The organism is Nitrosomonas mobilis, from assembly GCF_900103035.1.
Taxonomy (GTDB): domain Bacteria; phylum Pseudomonadota; class Gammaproteobacteria; order Burkholderiales; family Nitrosomonadaceae; genus Nitrosomonas; species Nitrosomonas mobilis.
Map to the genome: position 1 here is coordinate 1 of NZ_FMWO01000057.1, position 21959 is coordinate 21959.

Below are 21959 nucleotides of genomic sequence, written 5' to 3' on the forward strand. Positions count from 1 at the left end.
CAACTGATACGCACGGAAGCCGAGGAAGGTGGCACAGCATCATTCGTGCAGGATGGATCACTTTTGTTTTTCCTGCTGTCGAGAATAATCTCAGAACGAAGCTGCGCGTTGGGCACGAGCACGCCATGGAAACGAATGAGGCTGAGCCTTGGCCTGAGAACTGCCGCGGCCAGCCGCTCATTGGCAATTGCCGGTCGCGTAATGTAACGTCACAGGTGCTTCCGTTCCTTGCGCTGATTCATGGCGCAACGCACCCAGAGGCATGCAGGCTAAAGCCGTGGGCGTGGGCGCAGCTTGTTGTATAACGCAGGCGTAAGAACCCATGGGCCAGAAGCCACATTCAAGCAATGCCTCAAATTCGTCTTTAACAAAGTCGGGCAACCCTGAACCGGCTTTCCGTCTCAACCTGTGCAAAGAAAGTTCCGATGTACTCTTGCACCAACCGATACAGGGTGGTTTCTTCCGGTCGGTGCCATTCATTGTGGGGCTGATTTTCAACCACTGCGTGTTGAGCTGGTTGGCACAGGTTCTTTTGATGGAATTGGGCGCGGGGTATGGCCGTCGACATGATCTTTGAGAACGAATGTTTTCGCTCTCAAAATCTCGACTTCTCTTGCCAGGCCTTGAGCTGCTACAATCAGTCAGGATAGGGAATATGGAATTCAACGCGGAACATGTTGATGAGGCCTGGTCTCAAATCGCAGAGCGCCGGTGCGCGTAACTTGAATCCGGTGCGGTGAAACCAGCTAGCTGGGAACAAATAAAGCTGAAACTGAACCGTGAGTTGTGCAAACATTTTACTTTCATCCTGAAGTTGCGCCCGATATGCGTAAATCGGTCGTCTGGTATGAAAATCCTTTGTTAATCTTGCCTGCCAATGTCAGTAAGGCGTTGATGCAAGCTTATCAATCACTGGCAACCAATTGGTAGAAAACACAAATTGGTTCATTGGCGGAACAAGATGTCGCCAGGAAAGAGGAAGGGGGCAATTAAGTGATAAAACCTGGTTACAGAGCGAGCACGCCAACCAACTCAACTCACCCGGATTTAACGTTACTGTGGATAGCAGCTGATCAGTCCGCAGCTATCGGAGAATTGGCTAGAAAGCTGCCACATTACCGTAAATATAGTTGGTGTCTGAAAAAAATGGGCTCAACAATATTGATAAAGGGCAACGGCCTGTGATCCACTCGCCATTAACACAGCGTATCTTACAAAAAGACGATCTAACTTTTGTTTCGGATCATGTTGACACACTGTTTCCGCGGCATGCACTGGCAGAATAGCTACTTTTGTTCTCAATAGCTTATACACTAAGAGATGGAAGGAATAATATGATCAACAAACCAGGAAAAACAGCGGGAATTGGAATAGTGTTGCTAGGCTTATCTGCCTGTGCAAACCATCAACCTATTCTGTATCCCAATACGTATTATCAATCTGTTGGAAGAACCATTGCAGATCGAGATATCAATGAATGCAGGCAGCTGGCTGAATCAGCTGGAGCCAGGCGAGGAAGTGGGAGTACTGGCAATACGGCAAGAAGAACAGTTGTGGGCGCAGGAGCCGGTGCAGCCAGTGGTGCAGTTGGTGGAGCCATTGCCGGCTCAGCTGGGCGTGGTGCTATGGTTGGTGCCGCTAGTGGCGCTACCTATGGATTATTGTCAGGCGTGTTTGGCTCAGGTACGTCACGGCCTGCTCCCGCCTACATGAATTTCGTAAACCGTTGCTTACGTGAAAGAGGCTACGAGGTGACTGGTTGGCAATAAATTCAGGTTAATCATCAATTTTTATTGCATTTTGAATTTTATTGCGAGAACAGGAGTTCCAACACGGGAGCAGTTCTTAGGGGTATAGGAAAAATAATCGCCCTTTTTCATAAGAACCGAATGTGCCGGGAAGTCACCCGAAATTCTTAAATTTGTTTTTGATCAGCAGCAAAAAGTGTTGGTTTAAGGCTTTTTTTCGCTATTTTCGTGAAAGACACCCAAGGGAAAAGATCAGCCCAGTGATGAAGAGAACTGATAGGAGCGAGCACGGGATTAGGTTGGCTCGAACGGGTATACCAAAACAGATCCTGCGCTGAATGCTCCAGCGGAAAGCCGATGGCGCGCGTTTTTGCTGGCCAGCATGCCACTGCAGCAGTTCACAAAAAATACCCTCACCGATCATCAGGCATTGGAACTGGAAATTGAGACGGTAAAGCAGCAAGGCTGCGCCTTCGATGACGAGGAATTCTTGCCCGGGCTTGTATGCCTTGCGGTGCTGTCCTCTAGTCCCAGTGGCGCTTCCAACATTGGTGTGGCCACGCCCATAACTCCAATCGGTTCTCGAAAAGTCACGACGAACAGCTTAAATACGACGACCCACCGACGCCAAACAACTCCAGTGGCTTGGGTCTATAGTATTTCTCATCCACGCCCTTCGATTGCTCGGCGTATGGCTGTGTCATGACCTCCTGCAGCTCTTGAATTAAAGAGTAGTTCCCCGTATCCGCTTGCTGATACGCAGGCACCATGAACCATTCCCGCAAACTGTATTTTGGGTTGACGAGTTTCATCTGACGAGAAAGCTCCTCACGAGAGCATGGTTGAGTGAGCGACTTCCATTTTGTGAGCCACGCTGACCATCGTTTGTCCATCCTTTCCGAGTCTGCATGATATGTCGAGTTCTTGTAGAAGCTTTGTTTGAGTAAGCTAATATCGTCGGGCACCATCGAGAGCTCACGGAAGAACATGCTGTAATCAACAGGCGTTAGCTCCATCAGCGTTATGAGTTCGTTGAACAACGCCGGGTGAAAAACGCCAAGACCAAGTTTGGCAGCCCACATCTCCTCCATTTGCGTTTGCATTGCCTTCGGAAAATCACTTTCGATCTCGTCGAGTTGCTCCAGGCAGTCCTGATGCGCTGTCAACAACGGCCGTAATGCCGAACAAAACATGTGGAAGTTGCGTTCTGCCGCCACGGGTTGGTTCAGGAACGAGTAATGATGCCCGCCGCCCGTCCATGGTTGGTAATGCGAATTGAACACATCGCAGAATCCGAATGGGCCGTAGTCGAGTGTGAAACCGCCGGCCGCACAGTTGTCGCTGTTGAAATTACCCTGGCAGTAGCCGACGCGGATCCAGTTCGCCACAAGTGACGTGAGTCGGTTGAGGAATTCACGGGCAAGCAACACCACTTTTTCGGTGGTCGCCAGTTTCTGGTCGATGACGTCATCGTACTCACGATCGATCAAATGCAATACAATCTGCGCGAGCTCCTCCATCGCTCGTGGGTGTTCCATCTTACGGGCACGGCGACCGAAGAGCTCGAGTTGACCAACCCGAATGAACGACGGTGCCACGCGCGTTGAGATGGCCACTGCCTCCAATACAAGCATGTCCGGATCCAGTGAGCGTGAGCCCTCCGAGTACCATGGCCGCCGAACCCTCTCCGTTTTTGAGACGTACAGACTCAAAGACCGTGACGTTGGCACTCCGAGCGCGTGCATGTGTTCCTGCGCTAGGAACTCCCGAACACTCGACCGCAGAACGGCTCGTCCGTCGGCACCACGGCAGTAGGGTGTCCGGCCACCACCTTTTAGCTGCATTTCCCAGCGCTGACCGTTGATGACGGCTTCAAGCACTGAAATTGCGCGCCCGTCGCCGTATCCGTTGCCGGTTTGGAACGGACATTGCTGGTAATATTCGGTTCCAAAGATGGAAAGTGCATAGCCACACGCCCAACCGATCTTGCGCATCGGCTCCGGAACATGGGTAAGGTCGCCGGAGAACACGCGGATGAAGTCGGCCGACTTCGCCATGCTGTCTGCAAAGCCCAGTTCACGAAAAAAATTTTTGCTGTGCGCCACGTACTCGGGGTCTTCAATCGGCGTGGGCGTTACCGGGACATAGTGGCCCGTAAAGACTTGCCGCGGCGTGTGGTTGCATCCGTTTACTTTCGCGTCAGGGTCGCAGTTGAGAAAATCCATGAACGAATAATTTGCCAATTTTGCGAGATCGTCAAGGGTCGCGATGATAGGGGGTGTTCCCTGGGTCAGTCGCTTTATCATAGGGACTCCTCGTGCGTGGGTTTGATTATAATCAATAGTCTGCATAGTTAAGTTCATTCCGTCTTTCAGTCATCCAACACATACAAATTACGCCCGGCTCCCATGCCGGCAACCACGGCGCCTAGACCAACCAACATCAGAAATATGCCTGCAACCTGCCAGTCGCCCGTCATGCCATGCAGCACGCCAAGAAACAACGGGCCAAGTGCCGCCATGCTGTACCCGAAACTCTGTGCCATGCTGGACAATCGTGCGGCGGTATCCGCATCGCGGGCACGAATAGCCAGTAACGTGAGCGCCATACTGAAGCCTCCGCCCTGGCCAAGACCCAATGCCACTACCCATATCCACACGTCCTCGCTCCTGCCATAAATGCTGCCGCCCAAACCTGCCAGTGTCAGCGTCATTACCAGAAGGATCATTGCCCGCTGGTCGCGCATATAGCTGGCAACCCAAGGCGCGGTGATTGCGGTAATAACCTGAGCCATGATGGATACGGAAACCGCCAGACCTGCATCGACCGCATCAAACCCCCGGTCTTGGAGAATGGTTGGCAACCAGCCAAACACAGTGTAAGCAAGCGATGATTGCAGCCCCATATAAAAGGCGATTTGCCATGCCAGCTTATCTCGGTAAAGGGACTTAGCAGGTACACTGGCGGGCTCTTTTGGTACTTGCTTACCATTCAGTTGTGCCCACCAAGCTATGGCCGCAATAACCGCTGGTATCAGCCAGAATGCCAACGCGGGCCGCCAATCACTGGTCAGAAGCTGGCGTAAAGGCTCGGAGGTACCGGCAGCAAGTGCCGCACCCAGGCACAAAGCTGCGGTGTACACGCCGGTTAACAGGCTGGCATGGCTTGGGTAATCTCGCTTCACCAATCCCGGAAGCAGGACGCCAGCAATACCAATGCAGCCACCGGCAAAAACGGTCCCAATAAACAACCCGGCAACCCCTGTGTAAGGCCGTACGAGTAATGCCAGGGCCAGCACTAATAGAACAGCTAGCACAGCTCTCTCAATACCAAGCGTGCGGGCCAGTCTCGGTGCAAGTGGCGCAGCCAGTCCAAGGAACAACACCGGTAATGTCGTGAGTACGCCCTGCTCGGTGGACGACAGTGCCAGGCTGTCACCAATAGTCCGCAGTAAGGGCCCAACGCTGGTTAATGCCGGCCGTAAATTTAAAGCCACCAGCATCAAACCGATTAGCCCGAGGATAGCTGAGCGGGGATGATTAACAGTTGAACTGCTCATTATCAGGTGCCGAATCCAGGTTATTTGTGAATTGGTGAAAGTAATTATTTACAAGTACGGTGTCATTAAAGCTGCTACAGCATCCCTTGACCGAACCAGAAGAGAGCGATCAGAAAGCTCTTGGTAAGTCATTACGCTGCTCTGGGTGATCAGTTCATTGCCGTATACGCGCGCAGCTCTTCGTTGACGGTCTCGGAGAATATCTCTGCCCCCAGCTCGAAGTTCAGTCTCAGACTCCTGAGGTTCAAGTTTGCAGAACCTACAAAACTATATATACGTTTCATCAACACGCAGAAACTTGGAGTGAGAAAACGGAGCCGGTTGATAATAGATCCTGATACCCCACCGGATCAGTTCAATCAGGGTATTCCGGTTCGCCCAGTTCATATAGGTAAGGTTGGTTTTGCGGACAAAACAACACATACCTTAACGCCCCGCATAGACGCTGACATGAACCTGGAAATAAGTTCTCGACTGGGCAGGAAGCACGGTGTGACAATCAATATGGAGTCAGCAGCAATACTGACGACGGCAGCCAGAGTAAGTTCCAGGACATCAATGTGCTGGGCCTGGCTCATCTGCTATTAATCGGCAACCCACGTCACCGTGATGAGTCAGGCTCGTGTTAGGGTATAGGAAAAATAAACGCCTTTTTTCATAAGAACCAAATGTACCGGGAAACGGTTTGGTCGTCAACCTGACCGGGACGTCACTCGAAATTCTTAAATTTGTTTTTGATCAGCAGCAAAAAGTGTTGGCCTGAGGCTCTTTTTCGCTATTTGCGTGAAAGACACTCCAGGGTAAAAATCAGCCCTGTGATGAAGAGAACTGATAGGAGCGAGCACGGGATCAGGTTGACTAGAACGGGTCAAAGATCTGCGCAGGCGCTCTAGGGCGGCGATGATTTTCAGGGTTCCCCTGCAATGCGGGCAATGACTCAATGTCAATATCGAACACCCGCTTGAGCCAACGCGCCCAACTGATACGTACGGAAGCCGAGAAAGATGGCACAGCATCATTCGTGCAGGATGGATCACTTTTTTTCCTTCTGCCGAAAATAATCTCAGAGCGAAGCTTCGCGTTGGGCGCGAGCACGCCATGGAAACGAATGAGGTTGGACGTTGGTACGGCACTCCTGGTATGAGTGTTCCAGGTGTTGTGTGGGCGCAGTTTTCAACGTCAGTACTTTTTGTACCTGTGCGACGATCAAGCGCAATCCGGTAGGTGCAAGCCGCCGATTGCAGTGGCGCCAATACTGCATCCGTTCCCATCTCGGCCAGGTAGCCCCCCTTCTCCTCTACAAGCGCGTCGAATCGGCTGTGTGCGTCTTCAACGACCACAGCTACCGTGGCGTGGGGTGTGTCTCCAGGTCATGATCTTCGGGTCCTCTTTGGTAGTTTTGCAGACCGGGTAGATGCAGGTCGATTTCCCGAAGGTGAGGCCGCGGGCAGATTGATGCGGATTCTACGGTAATCCCCCGGTTCCAGCCCTTCCAGCGACCAGTCGCCAATACGATAGCGGATCAGTCGCAACGCTGGAAAGCCGACGGCGGCCGTCATTCGTCGCACCTGTCTGTTACGGCCCTCCGTTATGATCAGTTCCAGCCAGCTGGTAGGGACCGAATTGCGCCAGCGCACCGGCGGAACTCTGGGCCACAGAGCCGGCTCTTCCATTGCGCGCGCTTTAGCTGGCCGGGTGCGCCCATCTTTAAGCGTTACGCCGGCCGAAAGCGCTACTATAGCACTTGCAGAAATATTGCCCTCTACCTGCACCCAGTAAGTTTTCGACATTTTTTGGGTCGGCGACGCAATGCGATGCTGCAAGGAACCGTCATCGGTCAGTAGAAGGAGGCCCTCGGAATCGTAATCCAGTCGCCCGGCCGGATAGGCGCCAGGAATCTCGATCCAGTCTGCGAGGGTAGATCGGAGTTCTGGCTCGGCCGCCGTGCGTTTATCTGTAAACTGGCTGAGTACATGAAACGGCTTATTGAAAAGGATGAGCTCAGCTATGAGGTAGCTCCCGGGCAGGTAATGAGGAAATCAAGTAGGATGGTACGCAAGTAAGACGCCATTTGCAGCGACAATAATAAACAAACAGCGAGAACAAGCCACTTTATATACGCTTGACTCCCGTAGCGGGTTTTACATATGAAGCCCTCAAACAATGAATGGTCGGCTGAATGTCTGTCATCTACTGCACGAATCGTATCTGATGGTTTGGGGTGTTTCGGGGCGGTTACACATACAGCCGCGCAGCATGAGCGCCATATTGTGGGAAGTGGCGAACTTGCTGTGCAGCGTGCCGAGTTTCGCTGGGTCAATACGCTTCTTGGCAATCTCAAGACTGCCTTCAGCGGAACCTACCATGCATTCAATCACGCCAAGTTGTACAGAGTGCTATCTTGCAGAATTCTCCTATCGCTTCAACCGCCGTTTTGATTTGGCTGCCATGGTGCCGCGATTGCTGCGCGCCGCCGCAACGACAGAAACTCTTCCACTCGGTATATTGAGAATTTCTGAAACAGGTAGCTAATCAGGAAAGGATTTGCAAAAAATACTATGGCACGTTACGTACCTTTATGCAGAATAACCCAGATATGCGCCTAATTATGCCATATAATTTATCTTGTGACGCCATGCCGCGAAACCAAGGCCAATTAGGACAATGCCGAATAACGAGAGCGAGGTGGGTTCGGAGATATATTGTTGGTTGGCAGAGATAATAATGTGGATACGTCCTCATGTTGACCCTTCCAACCATTCGCATTCATCAAAGCAATAATATCTAGTGGCAAACAATTAGGATCAATGACATTGATATTAAATATCGCATCACAGTAAAGGCCCTCATTTATAAGAAATTGACGATCATTCTCAGACAACCGATTTCTCACCGTAGACAGACCAAGACCAGTCAAATCAACCTCGCTGGAATCACTCTCCCATGTAAATGTACGTAGTGTTTTCCAACTATTATCGTCGTATACACCAACCAACGATGTCATAAATTTCATGCTGGCTCCAAATAGGGGAATAAAATAGCTATTTGGTGTGCCATCGAAATTTAATGCTTTCCCATCAAAAATATTATCCTCTATATAAAAATCGCTTCCCACTCTAACCTCATCTAGATAGAACGGTAGATCGTTCGCTGGTTCCCGAAGGAACCCTCCATTTGGAGAGTCAAAAAAGGGTCATCGATAATTGCACCATTCGCACCAATCAAGAATCCAGGGTACTCAAGAACGTATTGCGCCCAGTTAAAATGATCAAATCCTCCGATATTCGCCACCTGCTCAAGAGTGGCACCAAAATTGGGTCTGAACTCGGCAAGCATCGTTGGGCCAGAAGGGGAAACACTCAATCCTCCAGTTTTCGTTGTTTCAACTAAATTCTGAATAGTAATAGCGTGGCTCGATACGCCACCAGTACCAGAAGCACAATCAGAGATGGAACCAGGTGAACAGCCGTATGCGCTGCTGCCGCCCACCGCACAAGAGGCAAAATTTACGCCGATTGCAGGAAAAAGTCACCAGTTTCTCATGGGCGCAGCTTGTACAACGCAGGCGTAAGAACCCATGGGCCATGATGCCACATTCAAGAAATACATCAAACTCGTCTTTAACAAAGTCAGGTAACCCTGAACAGGCTTCCGTCTCAACTTGTGCAAAGAAAGTTCCGATGTGCTCTTGCACAACCGATACAGGGTGGTTTCTTCCGGTCGATGCCGTTCATTGTGGAGCTGATTTTCAACCGCTGCGTGTTGAGCTGGTTGGCGCAGGCTCTTTTAGTGGAATTGAGCGCGGGGTACGGCCGTCGACATGATCTTTGAGAACGGATGTTTTCGCTCTCAAAATCTCGACTTCTCTTGCCGGGCCTCGAGCTGCTACAATCAGTCAAGATCGGGAATATGGAATTCAACGCGGAGCATGTTGATGAGGCGTGGTTTCAAATCACAGAGCGCCGGTTCGCGCAACTTGAATCCCGGTGCGGTGAAACCGGTTAGCTGGGAAGAAATAAAGCTGAAACTGAACCGTGAGTTGTGCAAACGTTTTACTTTCATCCTGAAGTTGCGCGCGATATGCGTGAATCGGTCGTCTGGTATGAACAACAGGCAAAAGGATTGTTTGAGCTCTATTTCCAGCCCATTGTGAATACTGCCACAGCGAATTGCGTGCTGTGGAAGCGCTTCTGCGCTGGAACAATCTCGTTATGGGCATGGTTATGTCAGGTCCCTTTATTCCGCTGGCTGAAGAAACCGGGCTTATCAACACCATGATGTGCACCCTGATTGCGTGCAGTAAGGAGTATCCCCTATAGCCAGCTTAGAGTGCTTATTCTCATAATCAACGGTCTCAATTTCACCCGGCGTCTCTCATTGGCGCAAGTGACCACAGGAAATTGTTATGAGCCAGTTTGAATACCTTAGAAAGCAGATGATCGATACCCAGTTATCTGCACGCGGACTGCACGATGAAACGGTTTTGAACGCAGTGACTGCGGTACCGCGCGAAGATTTTGTTCCGACAGAACTGGTGGAGTTTGCCTATAACGACTCTCCCCTGCCCATCGGCGCCAGCCAGACCATCTCGCAACCGTATATCGTGGCCCTTATGACTGCCGCGCTCAACCTGCAGACGGGGGACCGCGTGTTGGAAATAGGCACCGGTTCAGGGTATGCGGCTGCCGTTCTGGCAGAAATAGCTGCCGAGGTTTACACGGTAGAACGGAACAAAATTCTAGCCGATTCAGCCCGCAACAGGCTTGCCGATCTCGGCTATAAGAATATTCAGGTTCTGCATGGCGACGGCACGCTGGGCTGGCCCAACCACGCCCCTTTTAATGCCATCATCGTCGCTGCGGGTGGTCCCGAAGTGCCCGAGACACTCAAACAGCAATTGGCTATTGGCGGGCGCCTTGTGATCCCGGTAGGCACCAGCTTGCAAACGCAGAAACTACTGCGCGTACGGCGTATCACAGAGCAAGAGTACATCGAAGAGGATATGGGAAGCGTCCGTTTTGTACCGCTGATCGGCGCCGCGGGCTGGGAGGATGAGACCGCTACCGCAGTTGCGACGGGAAATAGTGAAGCATCCCTGCCTGAACTGATTTTTAAATCCAGTGAGCACTTTGCTTCAATTGATCATGTCAATCTGGACAAGCTACTGGCGCGCATCGGTGACAGCCGCCTCGTACTGCTGGATGAGGCTTCACACGGCACGGCCGAGTTTTATGAAATGCGGGCGCGGATCACCCGGGAGTTAATCGAAAAGAAAGGCTTTACCATCGTTGCTGTGGAAGCCGACTGGCCCGATGCGGCACACCTCGATCATTATATTCACGACACCGCCCCGGACCCGATGCTAGAGAGCACACCGTTTTCCCGATTTCCGACCTGGATGTGGTCGAATACGTCGGTGCTTGAATTCATTGACTGGCTCAGGGCTCACAACGAAAAAGTCCGCTCAACTGAAAACAAGGTAGGATTCTACGGTTTGGATCTGTACAGCCTGAGTTCTTCTATAGAAGCCGTTTTATCCTACCTGGATACAGTGGACCCCGAAACAGCGGAAGTGGCGAGAGTGCGCTATGGCTGCCTCACACCGTGGGCCAATGACCCTGCTTTGTACGGCCGGATGACCAGGACCAAAGAGTACCGGGCGTGTGAAGCCGGAGTGTTAGCGACCCTGCAGGACTTGATGAAGAAACGCCTGGATTATTCAATAGCGAACTGCAAACAATTCTTCGACGCCAAACAGAATGCCCGCCTGATAGCCAATGCCGAGCGCTATTACCGCACCCTGTACTACGCCGAAAACAACTCGTGGAATCAGCGCGACCGGCATATGTTCGAGACGCTGCAATCGGTGATGAAGTTCCGAGGCCCGCAGTCAAAAGCGGTAATCTGGGCACACAACTCGCATATTGGCGATGCGCGGGCAACCGAAATGAGTGCGCGCGGTGAGTTCAACGTTGGTGAATTAGTGCGGAAGCAGTATGGTGATGCTGCGTATATTATAGGTTTTGGTACCGATCACGGCACAGTCGCGGCCGCCTCAGAATGGGGTGGCCCTATGGAAATCAAGCAGGTGCAGCCAGCGCACATCGACAGCTATGAACGTATCTTCCACGACGTCAACACCGACAACTTTCTGTTGCCATTGCGTTACCCGCTACAGGAAATCACACGTCAAAAATTGCTTCAGGAGCGATTGCAGCGTGCTATCGGTGTTATCTACCGGCCTGAAGCGGAGTTGCAAAGCCACTATTTCTACGCTTCACTACCGCATCAGTTTGACGAATATATCTGGTTTGACGAAACCCGAGCGGTTGAACCCGTAACCAGAAAAACCACAAAAGGAACACTGGATACGTTCCCCTTCGGCGTTTAGAGTCTGCCAGCGATGCCGGAGGCAACCCGCTTGGAAACCTGCGGAGTGGAAGAGTATTCCTGGTACTCGACCACAATAATTCGCATGAGACGTTGCTAATGTGATTTGTCGACTGCTCTTACCATAATTTGCTTTGGCTTCACCTGGGACTCTTCATTCTTGGGTAAACGAATACTCAGGACACCCTTTTCAAGTAAAGCCTCCATTTTTGACTCATCAACACTACCGGCAACCGGCAGGCAGCGTCGGAGCAATCCAAAAATGCGCTTGTCCCTAAGAAAACTTGTCTGGGCATAGGAAAAATAAACGCCCTTTTTCATAAAAACTACATGTCAAAATAATCGGTCAACTGATCTTTATTCAGACCATGACCTATCAGCGGAGCATTATGATGAATGAAGATCTCGACATCACAGGCTTAAACGGCCGAATCATTGACGTGATTAAAACGGACTTCCCAAAATTCCATATCACAGAGAAGAGCAAGGTGTGGCACCAAGTAGCCCTTGGATACCTCATGTTTTGGATGTGGAGATGGCCAAAAAATGAGAACGGAAAGAGAAAGTGGTCGAGCACATTCATGACGGAATTCACCACCACCATGGGTTACGGAATGTACGTCACTGATATAAGCATTCTGACCAGAAGACGGTACTGGTGGACTATCGCCCACGAGTTCGTCCACATATCAGACATGGAAAAGTACGGCTCAATCCCATACTCCATCGCCTACCTCTTCCCACAATGTCTAGTCCTACTGGCACCGCTAGCCATCGGAACTATATGGTTCCCATCCATGATCTGGTTTCTTGCGTTCCTGGTTTCCGGGCTCCCTTGGCCGTCCCCGGAAGGTCACATCTGGAATGGAGAGGATATACAATGACCCTTGCTTGCAGATATTGGGAAACTGGCGGAATAGGAATCGAACACCTACCAATGATTATCAACAGCTTCACAGGCTCCGATTATTACTTCATGTGGCCATTCAGACGTTCAATTACAGCTAAATTTCAAGAGTCCTTGCGTAAGATTACGTCTGGAGAGATCCTTGAAGACGAAGTTTTCAGGAAGATCCATGATGCCTATCATGTAAGTCTAAATAATTAGCATATTCAACAAGTTTAAAGGTCATGGAGTCGGAGAGTATAGGAAATATCAACGCCTTTTTTCATAAGAACCACATGTACTGGGAAACGGTTTGGTCGTCAACTTGACCAGGAAGTCACCCAAAATCCTTAAATTTGTTTTTGATCAGCAGCAAAAAGTGTTGGTTTCAGGCACTTTTCGCTATTTATGTGAAAGACACTCAAGGGTAAAGATCAGCCCAGTGATGAAGAGAACTGATAGGAGCAAGCACGGGATCAGGTTGGCTCGAACGGATCAAAGATTTACGCAGGTTCTCCAGGCGGCACTCGGGAGAACAAGCCAGGATGGTCAAGAATTTTAGTGATTGAGCCAGATTCCAGGATGGCGGCGATGCTTCTCAGGGGGCGGATTCAACTTTGAAGTGCAACCTTTGTAAGGAAGTTCAGGAGGCAAGTTGCGGTAGGTAGTATCGGAGCTTCTTAAACTACCAAGTAGAAGGAGCATAGATGAAACACTACAAGCAGCTCACCAAGGAGCAACGATATCAGATTTCTGGTTTAAAAAAGGCGGGTTTGAATCAATCGTGAATAGCGGATGAAGTGGGCGTGAACAAATCGACTATTTCGCGGGAATTCAGGCGGAACAAAGGTTTGCGTGACTGGCATCCGAAGCAAACTCAGGAATTACGGGACGAGCGTCGAAAGCAATGCGCCAACGCCCAGCGTTTATCATTGCTGGGCTGGACAGAAGTCGAGCGATTGGTTCGGCTGGACATGAGTCTGGAGCGATTGGTTCGGCGACTTGCTTTGGAAAGTGTGTTGCAAATTAGTCATGAGACGATCTACTTGCGCATTTATGCAGACAAGCGCCGGGGTATGATCAAAAATCGGACCAGCATTGACGAATGTCCAGAGATTGTGGATCAGAAGAACCGCATAGGCGACTGGGAGGGCGACACCGTAATCGGCAAGAACCATCAAGGCGCAAGCCCATGCTGACGGAACAGGTGCAAATGCAACACATCCGTGTATAACTGAGGGACGGATAATACACTGGAGAAAATTGCTGCTATTGGCGGCGATCTCGGTTTGATTGTATTGGATAAAAAAGGAAATTACACAATGCGTTTCAACACCAAAAGGATGTACTGGGAAACTATAGGAAGTGACGGCATCGCCCAAGTGGATATTTTCTCAGAGGCGGGAGCGCCGGTAGCTGCTTTCCCGGTTACTTTGCCGTGAAAATCAATTGATAGGAATATTGGCGAGTATATGGTTTTTCCGTTGATTAAAGTCCAGGCGATACAAATATCAGCTTTTCCCCACTTAGGGCTTGCTGTCATATTGCGACTGCAAGCCTCCTTACTCCAGTGGGCCAAGCGTCATTTTTCTATTCTTCCAAAAACTGCCGAAGCACATACTGCAATATACCACCGTGTTTCACATACGCTACTTCAACAGGCGAATCCAGGCGCGCTATGGCTTTGAATTGAATGGTTGTCCCATCCGATTTCGTCGCGATGACATCTAGTTTTTTATTCGGCTCCAAGCCTGATTCGATGCCAATGATACTGATGACCTCCTGACCCGATAAACCGAGCGAATTCGCATTTTCGCCTGCTTCAAATATCAATGGCAAAACACCCATCCCGATCAAATTTGAACGATAGATGCGCTCGTAGGAGGTGGCAATAACCGCTTTGACACCAAGCAAACTAGCCCCTTTTGCCGCCCAATCCCTTGATGAACCAGAACCAAAGTCTGAGCCGGCAAGCACCACCAGCGGTATCTTATTTTCAACATACTTCATGGCGGCATCAAAAACCGTCATCTCTGTATTGTCGGGAAAATAATTGGTATAACCGCCTTGCCTTGAAACAATTTCATTTTGGATAAACACGTTGGCGAAAGTGCCACGCATCATCACTTCGTGATTGCCACGCCGTGAACCATAAGAGTTGAACATATTCCGTTCAATCCCTTCTGATATCAGATACTGACCAGCCGGACTATCTTCAGAGAAAGAACCAGCAGGAGAGATATGGTCGGTCGTGACAGAATCACCCAACTTTACCAAAACCCGCGCATTTTCAATATTGACGAGCGGCTGGGGTTCGGTGCTAATGTTTTTGAAAAATGGGATTTCCTTGATATAGGTGGAATCGCCCCTCCATTGATAGTCCAGGCCCGTCGGTGCCGGCAAATTTTGCCATTGCGCATCCCCGTCAAAAATTACACCATATTCTTTTGCGTAATCATCTTTGGTGGTCGATGATTCAATGACTTGCTGAATTTCATCTTGTGTGGGCCAGATGTCTTTCAAATATACTTCGAGGCCATTGGCATCTTTGGTGAGCGGGTCTTCCAGCAAATTGATGTCTACCCGCCCTGCAATGGCATAAGCGACGACGAGCATCGGCGATGCCAAAAAGTTCATCTGTATCTTAGGATGAATCCGCGCTTCAAAATTGCGGTTGCCACTCAATACTGCTGACACCACCAAATTGCTGTTGTCAACCGCTTCTTCGATATGCGGTGGCAAGGGGCCAGAGTTGCCAATACAGGTTGTACACCCATAACCGACCACGTGGAATCGCAATGCTTCCAAATCTTTTAGCAAGCCCGCTCGCTCCAGATAGTTGGTGACCACTTTGGAACCAGGCGCCATTGAGGTTTTGACCCAAGGCTTGACATCAATTCCTCGGGCAACCGCTTTGCGTGCCACCAGGCCCGCCCCCAACATCACCGAAGGATTGGAAGTGTTGGTGCAGGAGGTAATCGCCGCCATCACAATCGAACCATCACTTAGTACATATTCCTGGTTGCCTTTTCGCACACGGACAGACTTCATGTTATGGTCTTCTACCGTCACCTCGACATCCTTCCGCTTGCTTTCAGATTTCAGGTTTTCAGTCCGGGCTGTCCCCGAACCGCCCTCTGCATACCAGTCTTCCCGGTCTTCCACGGACACATAAGTCCTCCCGTGGACTTTGTCCATTAAGTTACCAAATTGTCCTTTCAGGTCTTTTACCAGGATTTTATCCTGTGGTCGTTTCGGGCCTGCAACTGAAGGCTCCAGTTTGGACAGGTCTACCGAGATGACATCGGAATATTCGATCGCTTCCTCGTTTTCTCGCCATAGCATATTCTGCTTGCAGTATTCTTCGACCAGGTCCAATTGCGCTTTTGTCCGGTTGGTTTTTTCCATATACCGGATCGTCTGATCATCAATCGGGAAATAAGTAACCGTACAACCAAACTCGGGAGACATATTGGCAATCGTCGCACGGTCGGGCACAGATAAATGGTCGAGGCCATCACCAAATACTTCTACGAAGTCATTTACGACACCGTATGCGCGTAGTTGTTTGGTAATTTCCAGGACCATATCCGTGGCAGTAATGCCTTCCGGAAGTTTGCCCGTCAATTTCAGACCAATGACTTTCGGGCAAGAAAAATAAATGGGTTGCCCCAGCAGTGCGGCCTCAGCCTCGATCCCGCCAACTCCCCAGCCCAGCACACCAATGCCATTGACCATCGGGGTATGCGAATCCAAACCGACCAAAGTATCGGGAAATGCCCAATTATCCTTTTCGACAACGCCTTTCGCCAAGTACTCCAGGTTCACCTGATGGCAAATCCCCATGCCAGGAGGAACCACCGTAAAATCTTCAAAGGCATTTTGCGCCCATTTCAAAAATTCGTAGCGCTCGCTATTGCGCTTGTATTCGTATTCGACATTCTTCTTATAGGCGTAGTCCGTCCCAAAATAATCAACTTGAACGGAGTGGTCAATAATCAAATCGACCGGCACCTTGGGATTAATTTTAGAACCGTCTTTTCCCTTCTTGATTGCTTCTGAACGAATGCTTGCAATGTCCACCACGGCGGGCACGCCAGTAAAGTCCTGCATCAACACTCTGCTCGGTTTGTAGGGGATAGATTTGTCACTCCCCTTTGGGTTCCAATTAATTAAGGTATCAAGATGCTCCTCATTCACTAGGAAACCATCGAAATTACGGAGCGCATTTTCCAATAAAATGCGAATCGAAAAAGGGAGTTTTTTGACTTGTGGAAAAGCGTTGGCCACTTTCTCAAGACTTACAATGCTCAATTTTCCCTTTTTGGTTTGGAGGCTGTCCTGATATTCTTCTTTTCCCTTTTTCATATCGCTATTCTATTTTATGATGGCTAGCAGAACACGAATGCACTCGAATTCCGAATACATTCGTGTATAGGAAAAATAAACGCCCTTTTTCTTTTCATAAGAACCCAATGTACCGGGAAACGGTTTGGTCGTCAACTTGACCAGTAAGTCACCCGAAATTCTTAAATTTGTTTTTGATCAGCAGCAAAAAGTGTTGATTTGAGACTTTTTTCGCTATTTGCGTGAAAGATACCCGAGAGTAAAGGTCAGTCCAGTAATGGAGAGAACTCATAGGAGCGAGCACGGGATCAGGTTAGCTCGAACGGATCAAAGATTTGTGCAGGTGCTCCAAGCGGCACTCGCGGGTGTTGGGTGCTCGCTGATTGTTCGGCTTGTGATGCGATGGAGCCAGTCTCGGGTACCGCCCACCCATGCGGATCACCGCACGAAGGGCGTCTATAAGCACTGCTCTAGTGGAGTTGTGCAGCATGAGCCGGTTCGATGTCGCAAGGTTCGGTCAGTCCGTTAGTTTCGCACCAGGTTGCGGAGCCCCCCACACCCAAGCGTCCATGTTACGGGTATTCGGATTACGGATGTCGTCAGTAAAGAATTCTATTGGGAGCGGGTCAACAGCACATCTTTTATTTTGAGGAATTCAGGCTAGCCTTGAGTATTCTCCGAAACACCATGCGCTTTCGGGTCGTGTTTGATAAGCGCACGTCCCGACAATTTGCGTAGGGCGACATAGAACACTGGTGTAAGGAACAGTCCGAACAGAGTTACGCCGATCATGCCTGCGAACACGGTAATCCCCGTGACTGAGCGCACCTCCGCGCCAGCACCAGTTGAGAGCACCAGCGGTACGGAGCCAGCAAGAAAGGCAATGGATGTCATGATGATCGGTCGCAAGCGGAGGCGACAAGCTTCCAGCGCCGCTTCAACGATCCCCCTGCCCTGGAATTCCAGTTCACGCGCGAATTCGACAATCAGGATCGCATTCTTGCAGGCCAGGCCCATCAGCACGACCAGCCCCACCTGCACGAATATATTGTTGTCGCCACCGGTCAGCCATACGCCGAGCAAGGCGGCACACATACATACCGGCACTATCAGGATGACGGCAAGCGGCAACGTCCAGCTTTCGTAGAGTGCGGCGAGCACGAGGAAGGCGAGCAGGACGGCAAGCGGAAATACAATCAGCTTTGCGTTGCTTTGTGTCACTTGTTGATAGCTCAGGTCCGTCCATTCGAGCATCATGCCGTCCGGCAGTATTTCGCTGGCTTTTTCTTTGAGTTTGATGATCGCCTCTCCCGAGGATAACTGACGTGGATCCGAATCGCCAATGAGATCAGCAGCGGGATAACCGTTGTAACGTAACACCGGATCGGGACCATAGGTCGGCGTGATTGTCGTCATCGCGCTCATGGGTATCATGTCGCCATTATCATTGCGTACGCGCAATTTCTCTATATCTTCAATGCGTTGACGTTTCGCTGCTTCCGCCTGGACAAAAACGCGATAGACGCGGCCGAACAGATTGAAGTCATTCACATAGGCTGAGCCCAGGTAGATTTGTAGCGTATCGAACAGTTCGCTCAGTGGTACGCTCTGCGCTTTGGCTTTGGTACGATCAACCTTGATTTCAAGCTGAGGGATATTTGCCTGATAAGCGCTGATCGGATAAGTAAACCCCGGCGTCTGCGCGATCGCGCTCTGGAACTTGAGAGTCGCATCCTGCAGTGCGCCATAACCAAGACCGGCGCGATCCTCCACGTACAGCGAGTAACCGGAACCATTGCCCAGCCCCTGGATCGGCGGTGGCATTAACGCGAAGGTGACACCCTCCTCAATAGAAGAAAGTTTTTCATTGAGCTCGGCGACGATAGCTTTGGCGCTACGGCTGCGCTGATCGAACGGCTTGAGGATGACATAGGCCACGCTGAAATTAGGTGTGTTGGTAAGCTGCAAGGCGTTGAGGCCCGCGTAGGGTGCAACTTTGTCCACACCGTCGGTGCCAAGTGCGATATCGACCATCTTGTGCACGACCTCGTCCGTGCGAGCGAGCGAGGCGCCCTCGGGCAGCTTGGCGCCAGTGAAGAGGTAGAGTTTATCCTGTGTCGGGATAAAACCATCCGGCACCGTGCGAAACAGCATTACAGTGCAGGCCAGCAGCATGAGGTAAATGCCAAACACGAGTCCGCGTCTTTTCAAGGCGAACCCGACGTTACGATGATAGCGATCGGCGCTATGCCGGAAGAAGCTGTTGAAGGGACGGAATACCCAGCCAAGCAAACTCTCCATCACGCGCGATAGCGCATCTTTGGGCGCATCGTGGCTTTTAAGCAGCAAGGCCGCCAAGGCCGGCGACAGGGTTAATGAATTGATGGCCGAAATCACCGTGGAAACCGCAATTGTCACGGCGAACTGCTTGTAAAATTGGCCGGTTACACCCGTCAGGAATGCCATCGGCACGAATACCGCACACAGCACCAGCGCAATGGCTATGATGGGACCCGATACTTCCCTCATCGCCTGGTGCGCGGCAGCCAGCGGTGTCAGCCCTTCTTCGATATTGCGCTCGACGTTCTCGACGACGACAATCGCATCGTCGACGACGATGCCAATCGCGAGCACAAGACCAAACAAGGTCAAGGTATTGATCGAAAAACCGAGTACGTATAACACGGCAAAGGTGCCCACTATCGACACAGGTACTGCAATCAGGGGAATGATCGAAGCACGCCAGGTTTGCAGGAAAAGAATCACGACAATCACAACAAGTAAAATTGCTTCCAGCAGCGTAATCTGCACGGCGCGAATCGAATCGCGCACAAAAACTGTTGGGTCCCATACCGGATCGTAGGCGACACCTGGCGGGAAGCGCGTGGATAACTCTTCCATCTTCGCGTACACCGAGTCCGCTACTGCCAGGGCGTTGGCGCCTGGCGAAAGGAAGATGCCTGTCGCGGCGGTAGGCATATTATCGCTATACGCACGCACCGTATAATTGCCGGAACCGAGTTCCACGCGCGCTACGTTTGACAGGCGCACCATTTCCCCATTCGGGCCGCTCTTCAGAATGATATCCCCGAATTCGGCTTCCGTGCTCAGCCGGCCGCGCACATTGATGGAAACCAGGAAATCCGGTTTGTTTGGCGAAGGTTCGGCACCGAGCTGGCCAGCCGACACTTGCACACTCTGTTCGCGCAGTGCCTTAAGCACGTCGTTGCCGGTCAGGCCACGCGAGGCAACTTTATCCGGATCGAGCCAAATGCGCATGGCGTAATCGCCCGAGCCGAACAGCTGCACATCGCCGATACCGTTCAGGCGGGATAATTCATCCTTGACATGCAGTACCAGGTAGTTGCGCAAGTAGAGCGAGTCGTAGCGCCCATCCGTCGAAGTCAGGTTCATGTACATCAACGGCGTCGGGGATTGCTTTTGTGTGGTCACGCCATATTGCCGAACCGCCTCCGGCAGACGCGGTAGCGCCTGGCTCACCCGGTTCAGTACGCGCACTGCAGCGATATCCGGATCCACGCCAGGTGTGAAGGTAATCACTATCTGCAGGGTGCCGTCAGAACTGGCGACAGACTTCAGGTACATGATGCCTTCAACGCCATTAATGGCTTCTTCTAGCGGCACAGCTACCGATTCAGCAATCTCTTTCGGGTTGGCGCCCGGGTAGTTGGCACGTACTAGAACGGACGGCGGGACAACTTCAGGATATTCACCACTCGGCAGCAAGGGAATCGCAATCAAGCCGGCGGCAAAAATCACGATCGACAGCACTGCGGCGAAGATCGGTCGGTCGATAAAGAATCTGGAGAAATCCACGAAGGCTACCTCACCGTACTTTACAGTTTTGCCATCGGGGTTTCATTAGGTTTGACCAGCACACCGGGATAGATTTTCTGCTGGCCAGCGACTACAACCTTGTCGTCAGGCGCAAGGCCGGACTGTATTACGCGCAATCCCTCCGCCATGCGGCCGGGTACGATATCCTTGCGTTGAATTTTATTATCCTTGCCCACCACGTAGACGTACTTGCGGTCCTGATCTGTCATCACAGCCTTGTCATCGATTAGCAGTACATTTTCCTTCCTATCGCTAGTGAATTGCACGCGTACGAACAAGCCGGGGGTAAAAATACGATCGGCATTGGGAAGTACGGCGCGAACGCGTATGGTCCCAACGTCGGCATTAACCTGGTTGTCGAAGAAGTTGATCGTGCCTGTGTGGGGATAGCCTTCCTCATTGGCCAGGCCAACACGTACGGAGGTGCCTGCCGGCTCGCCTCCGCTATCGCGTTCCTGTTCGCCGTAGCGCAAGTAGCTACTCTCGTCGACGTCAAAGTATACATACATCGGATCCTGCGACACTATCGTGGTCAGAATGGTCTGGTCGGCAACGGCCAGATTGCCAGCGGTTATTCGGGCACGACTCGTTTTTCCGGCAATTGGCGCGCGTACTTCAGTAAATTCCAATTGGAGCTTCGCGTTGGCTACCACTGCCTTTGCAGCATCAATATCTGCGGCGCTCTGCGTGAGCGTGGTACTGCGCATGTCCAGCTCTTCCTGTGAGATCGCTTCTGCTTCAATCAGCAGCCGGGCGCTCTTGTCCCGCATGCTCGCGAGCCGTTTTGCCTCGCGGGCTCGATCAAGCTGTGCCTGCGCATTGTCCAGTGCCATCCGATAGGGACGCTGATCGATAAGGAAAAGCAAATCGCCCTGCTTCACCTCCTGGCCTTCCTGGTACGCAAAGCGCTGCACATAGCCGCTCACGCGGGCTCGCAGTTCAATAGTATCGATTGCGCTGACACGGCCAGTGTATTCGTCCCACTGTTGTACCGATCTCGAGAGCACTTGGGCGATGCTGACTTCCGGCGGAGGTAGCGCCTGCCCGTCACCCGCCTGCTCGCCGCTACAACCCAACAGCACCAGCGCCAATACGACGGCTAAGCCTAGTATAAGCGACTGTGTACGGTACGCTCGACCGATTTGAAAGTGACGCATGCATATTCCTCTTG

At 51.2% G+C, this 21959-nt stretch carries 20 protein-coding genes and 1 pseudogene; 10 read left to right on the forward strand and 11 right to left on the reverse strand.

What is annotated here, in order from left to right; translation table 11 throughout:
• The 3 genes from NSMM_RS16115 to NSMM_RS09615 form a co-directional block, all read left to right on the forward strand.
• Positions 1-207, forward strand: a 207-nt coding sequence (locus tag NSMM_RS16115; protein ID WP_218121073.1) for a hypothetical protein, incomplete at its 5' end; no start/stop codon positions are given.
• Between the two features lie 579 nt (positions 208-786).
• On the forward strand, positions 787-930 hold the full coding sequence (locus tag NSMM_RS15690; protein ID WP_176753928.1) for a hypothetical protein: 144 nt from the start codon (positions 787-789) through the stop codon (positions 928-930).
• A 404-nt stretch (positions 931-1334) separates the two neighbouring features.
• On the forward strand, positions 1335-1769 hold the full coding sequence (locus NSMM_RS09615; protein ID WP_090286955.1) for a glycine zipper family protein: 435 nt from the start codon (positions 1335-1337) through the stop codon (positions 1767-1769).
• Positions 1770-1915: 146 nt separating this feature from the next.
• Here the strand turns inward: NSMM_RS09615 and NSMM_RS16120 are convergent, their stop codons facing one another.
• Positions 1916-2137 (reverse strand): hypothetical protein, encoded by a 222-nt coding sequence (locus NSMM_RS16120; protein WP_218121074.1) that lies wholly within the window; start codon positions 2135-2137, stop codon positions 1916-1918.
• On the opposite strand from NSMM_RS16120, the gene NSMM_RS17090 reads away from it, so the two are divergent.
• Positions 2131-2454: an IclR family transcriptional regulator domain-containing protein gene (locus tag NSMM_RS17090; protein WP_090287062.1), complete on the forward strand. Its 324-nt coding sequence runs from the start codon at positions 2131-2133 to the stop codon at positions 2452-2454. The two genes, NSMM_RS16120 and NSMM_RS17090, sit on opposite strands and share 7 nt — an antisense overlap.
• Here NSMM_RS17090 and NSMM_RS09625 read toward each other — a convergent pair.
• The 3 genes from NSMM_RS09625 to NSMM_RS09645 form a co-directional block, all read right to left on the reverse strand.
• Complete coding sequence (locus tag NSMM_RS09625) at positions 2339-4054, reverse strand: protein adenylyltransferase SelO (RefSeq protein ID WP_090287064.1); 1716 nt, start codon at positions 4052-4054, stop codon at positions 2339-2341. The genes NSMM_RS17090 and NSMM_RS09625 overlap by 116 nt on opposite strands.
• Before the next feature lie 65 nt (positions 4055-4119).
• The gene (locus NSMM_RS09630) at positions 4120-5307 is read right to left on the reverse strand and encodes a CynX/NimT family MFS transporter (protein WP_090286957.1); all 1188 of its coding nucleotides are present in this window, start codon (positions 5305-5307) and stop codon (positions 4120-4122) included.
• A gap of 1370 nt (positions 5308-6677) precedes the next feature.
• The gene (locus tag NSMM_RS09645) at positions 6678-7334 is read right to left on the reverse strand and encodes a pseudouridine synthase (protein WP_425412368.1); all 657 of its coding nucleotides are present in this window, start codon (positions 7332-7334) and stop codon (positions 6678-6680) included.
• 120 nt (positions 7335-7454) lie between these two features.
• On the opposite strand from NSMM_RS09645, the gene NSMM_RS09650 reads away from it, so the two are divergent.
• Positions 7455-7745, forward strand: coding sequence for a transposase (locus NSMM_RS09650; RefSeq protein WP_090286965.1), 291 nt, complete (start codon positions 7455-7457; stop codon positions 7743-7745).
• 168 nt (positions 7746-7913) lie between these two features.
• On the opposite strand, the gene NSMM_RS17095 is transcribed toward NSMM_RS09650, so the two are convergent.
• The 3 genes from NSMM_RS17095 to NSMM_RS17100 form a co-directional block, all read right to left on the reverse strand.
• Positions 7914-8006, reverse strand: coding sequence for a PEP-CTERM sorting domain-containing protein (locus tag NSMM_RS17095; RefSeq protein WP_425412369.1), 93 nt, complete (start codon positions 8004-8006; stop codon positions 7914-7916).
• Positions 7964-8422, reverse strand: coding sequence for a hypothetical protein (locus NSMM_RS16495; RefSeq protein ID WP_090286967.1), 459 nt, complete (start codon positions 8420-8422; stop codon positions 7964-7966). Before NSMM_RS16495 ends, NSMM_RS17095 begins: the two co-directional genes overlap by 43 nt.
• Positions 8423-8749: 327 nt before the next feature.
• The gene (locus NSMM_RS17100; RefSeq protein ID WP_090286970.1) at positions 8750-9001 is read right to left on the reverse strand and encodes a transposase zinc-binding domain-containing protein; all 252 of its coding nucleotides are present in this window, start codon (positions 8999-9001) and stop codon (positions 8750-8752) included.
• 347 nt (positions 9002-9348) lie between these two features.
• On the opposite strand from NSMM_RS17100, the gene NSMM_RS16125 reads away from it, so the two are divergent.
• Positions 9349-9585, forward strand: coding sequence for a hypothetical protein (locus NSMM_RS16125; RefSeq protein WP_218121075.1), 237 nt, complete (start codon positions 9349-9351; stop codon positions 9583-9585).
• Between the two features lie 127 nt (positions 9586-9712).
• The gene (locus NSMM_RS09670; protein WP_090286972.1) at positions 9713-11698 is read left to right on the forward strand and encodes a protein-L-isoaspartate(D-aspartate) O-methyltransferase; all 1986 of its coding nucleotides are present in this window, start codon (positions 9713-9715) and stop codon (positions 11696-11698) included.
• A 95-nt stretch (positions 11699-11793) separates the two neighbouring features.
• On the opposite strand, the gene NSMM_RS09675 is transcribed toward NSMM_RS09670, so the two are convergent.
• Positions 11794-12018, reverse strand: coding sequence for an Hsp20 family protein (locus NSMM_RS09675; protein ID WP_090286974.1), 225 nt, complete (start codon positions 12016-12018; stop codon positions 11794-11796).
• Positions 12019-12089: 71 nt separating this feature from the next.
• On the opposite strand from NSMM_RS09675, the gene NSMM_RS09680 reads away from it, so the two are divergent.
• The 3 genes and pseudogenes from NSMM_RS09680 (at position 12090) to NSMM_RS09695 (ending at position 14025) form a co-directional block, all read left to right on the forward strand.
• Entirely contained in the window at positions 12090-12581 is a 492-nt protein-coding gene (locus tag NSMM_RS09680; RefSeq protein ID WP_090286976.1) for a hypothetical protein, read from the forward strand.
• A 709-nt stretch (positions 12582-13290) separates the two neighbouring features.
• Positions 13291-13770: pseudogene (locus NSMM_RS09690) on the forward strand (transposase); the annotation flags it as partial.
• A 75-nt stretch (positions 13771-13845) separates the two neighbouring features.
• Entirely contained in the window at positions 13846-14025 is a 180-nt protein-coding gene (locus tag NSMM_RS09695) for an isoaspartyl peptidase/L-asparaginase (RefSeq protein WP_425412370.1), read from the forward strand.
• A gap of 148 nt (positions 14026-14173) precedes the next feature.
• Here the strand turns inward: NSMM_RS09695 and acnA are convergent, their stop codons facing one another.
• The 3 genes from acnA to NSMM_RS09710 all read right to left on the reverse strand — a co-directional run bounded on the left by acnA (position 14174) and on the right by NSMM_RS09710 (position 21945).
• On the reverse strand, positions 14174-16951 hold the full coding sequence (acnA, locus tag NSMM_RS09700) for an aconitate hydratase AcnA (protein ID WP_090286983.1): 2778 nt from the start codon (positions 16949-16951) through the stop codon (positions 14174-14176).
• Between the two features lie 639 nt (positions 16952-17590).
• On the reverse strand, positions 17591-20767 hold the full coding sequence (locus NSMM_RS09705) for an efflux RND transporter permease subunit (protein ID WP_090286985.1): 3177 nt from the start codon (positions 20765-20767) through the stop codon (positions 17591-17593).
• Positions 20768-20787: 20 nt separating this feature from the next.
• Positions 20788-21945: an efflux RND transporter periplasmic adaptor subunit gene (locus NSMM_RS09710; protein ID WP_143001914.1), complete on the reverse strand. Its 1158-nt coding sequence runs from the start codon at positions 21943-21945 to the stop codon at positions 20788-20790.
• Positions 21946-21959 lie beyond the last annotated feature (14 nt).

What these genes read in the sequence shown, in the direction of transcription:
- NSMM_RS09615 (WP_090286955.1), top strand. Translation starts at nt 1,335, where the DNA reads ATGATCAACAAACCAGGAAAAACAGCGGGAATTGGAATAGTGTTGCTA.
- NSMM_RS17090 (WP_090287062.1), top strand. Translation starts at nt 2,131, where the DNA reads ATGCCACTGCAGCAGTTCACAAAAAATACCCTCACCGATCATCAGGCA.
- NSMM_RS09625 (WP_090287064.1), bottom strand. Translation starts at nt 4,054, where the DNA reads ATGATAAAGCGACTGACCCAGGGAACACCCCCTATCATCGCGACCCTT.
- NSMM_RS09630 (WP_090286957.1), bottom strand. Translation starts at nt 5,307, where the DNA reads ATGAGCAGTTCAACTGTTAATCATCCCCGCTCAGCTATCCTCGGGCTA.
- NSMM_RS09650 (WP_090286965.1), top strand. Translation starts at nt 7,455, where the DNA reads ATGAAGCCCTCAAACAATGAATGGTCGGCTGAATGTCTGTCATCTACT.
- NSMM_RS09670 (WP_090286972.1), top strand. Translation starts at nt 9,713, where the DNA reads ATGAGCCAGTTTGAATACCTTAGAAAGCAGATGATCGATACCCAGTTA.
- NSMM_RS09675 (WP_090286974.1), bottom strand. Translation starts at nt 12,018, where the DNA reads ATGAAAAAGGGCGTTTATTTTTCCTATGCCCAGACAAGTTTTCTTAGG.
- NSMM_RS09680 (WP_090286976.1), top strand. Translation starts at nt 12,090, where the DNA reads ATGAATGAAGATCTCGACATCACAGGCTTAAACGGCCGAATCATTGAC.
- acnA (WP_090286983.1), bottom strand. Translation starts at nt 16,951, where the DNA reads ATGAAAAAGGGAAAAGAAGAATATCAGGACAGCCTCCAAACCAAAAAG.
- NSMM_RS09710 (WP_143001914.1), bottom strand. Translation starts at nt 21,945, where the DNA reads ATGCGTCACTTTCAAATCGGTCGAGCGTACCGTACACAGTCGCTTATA.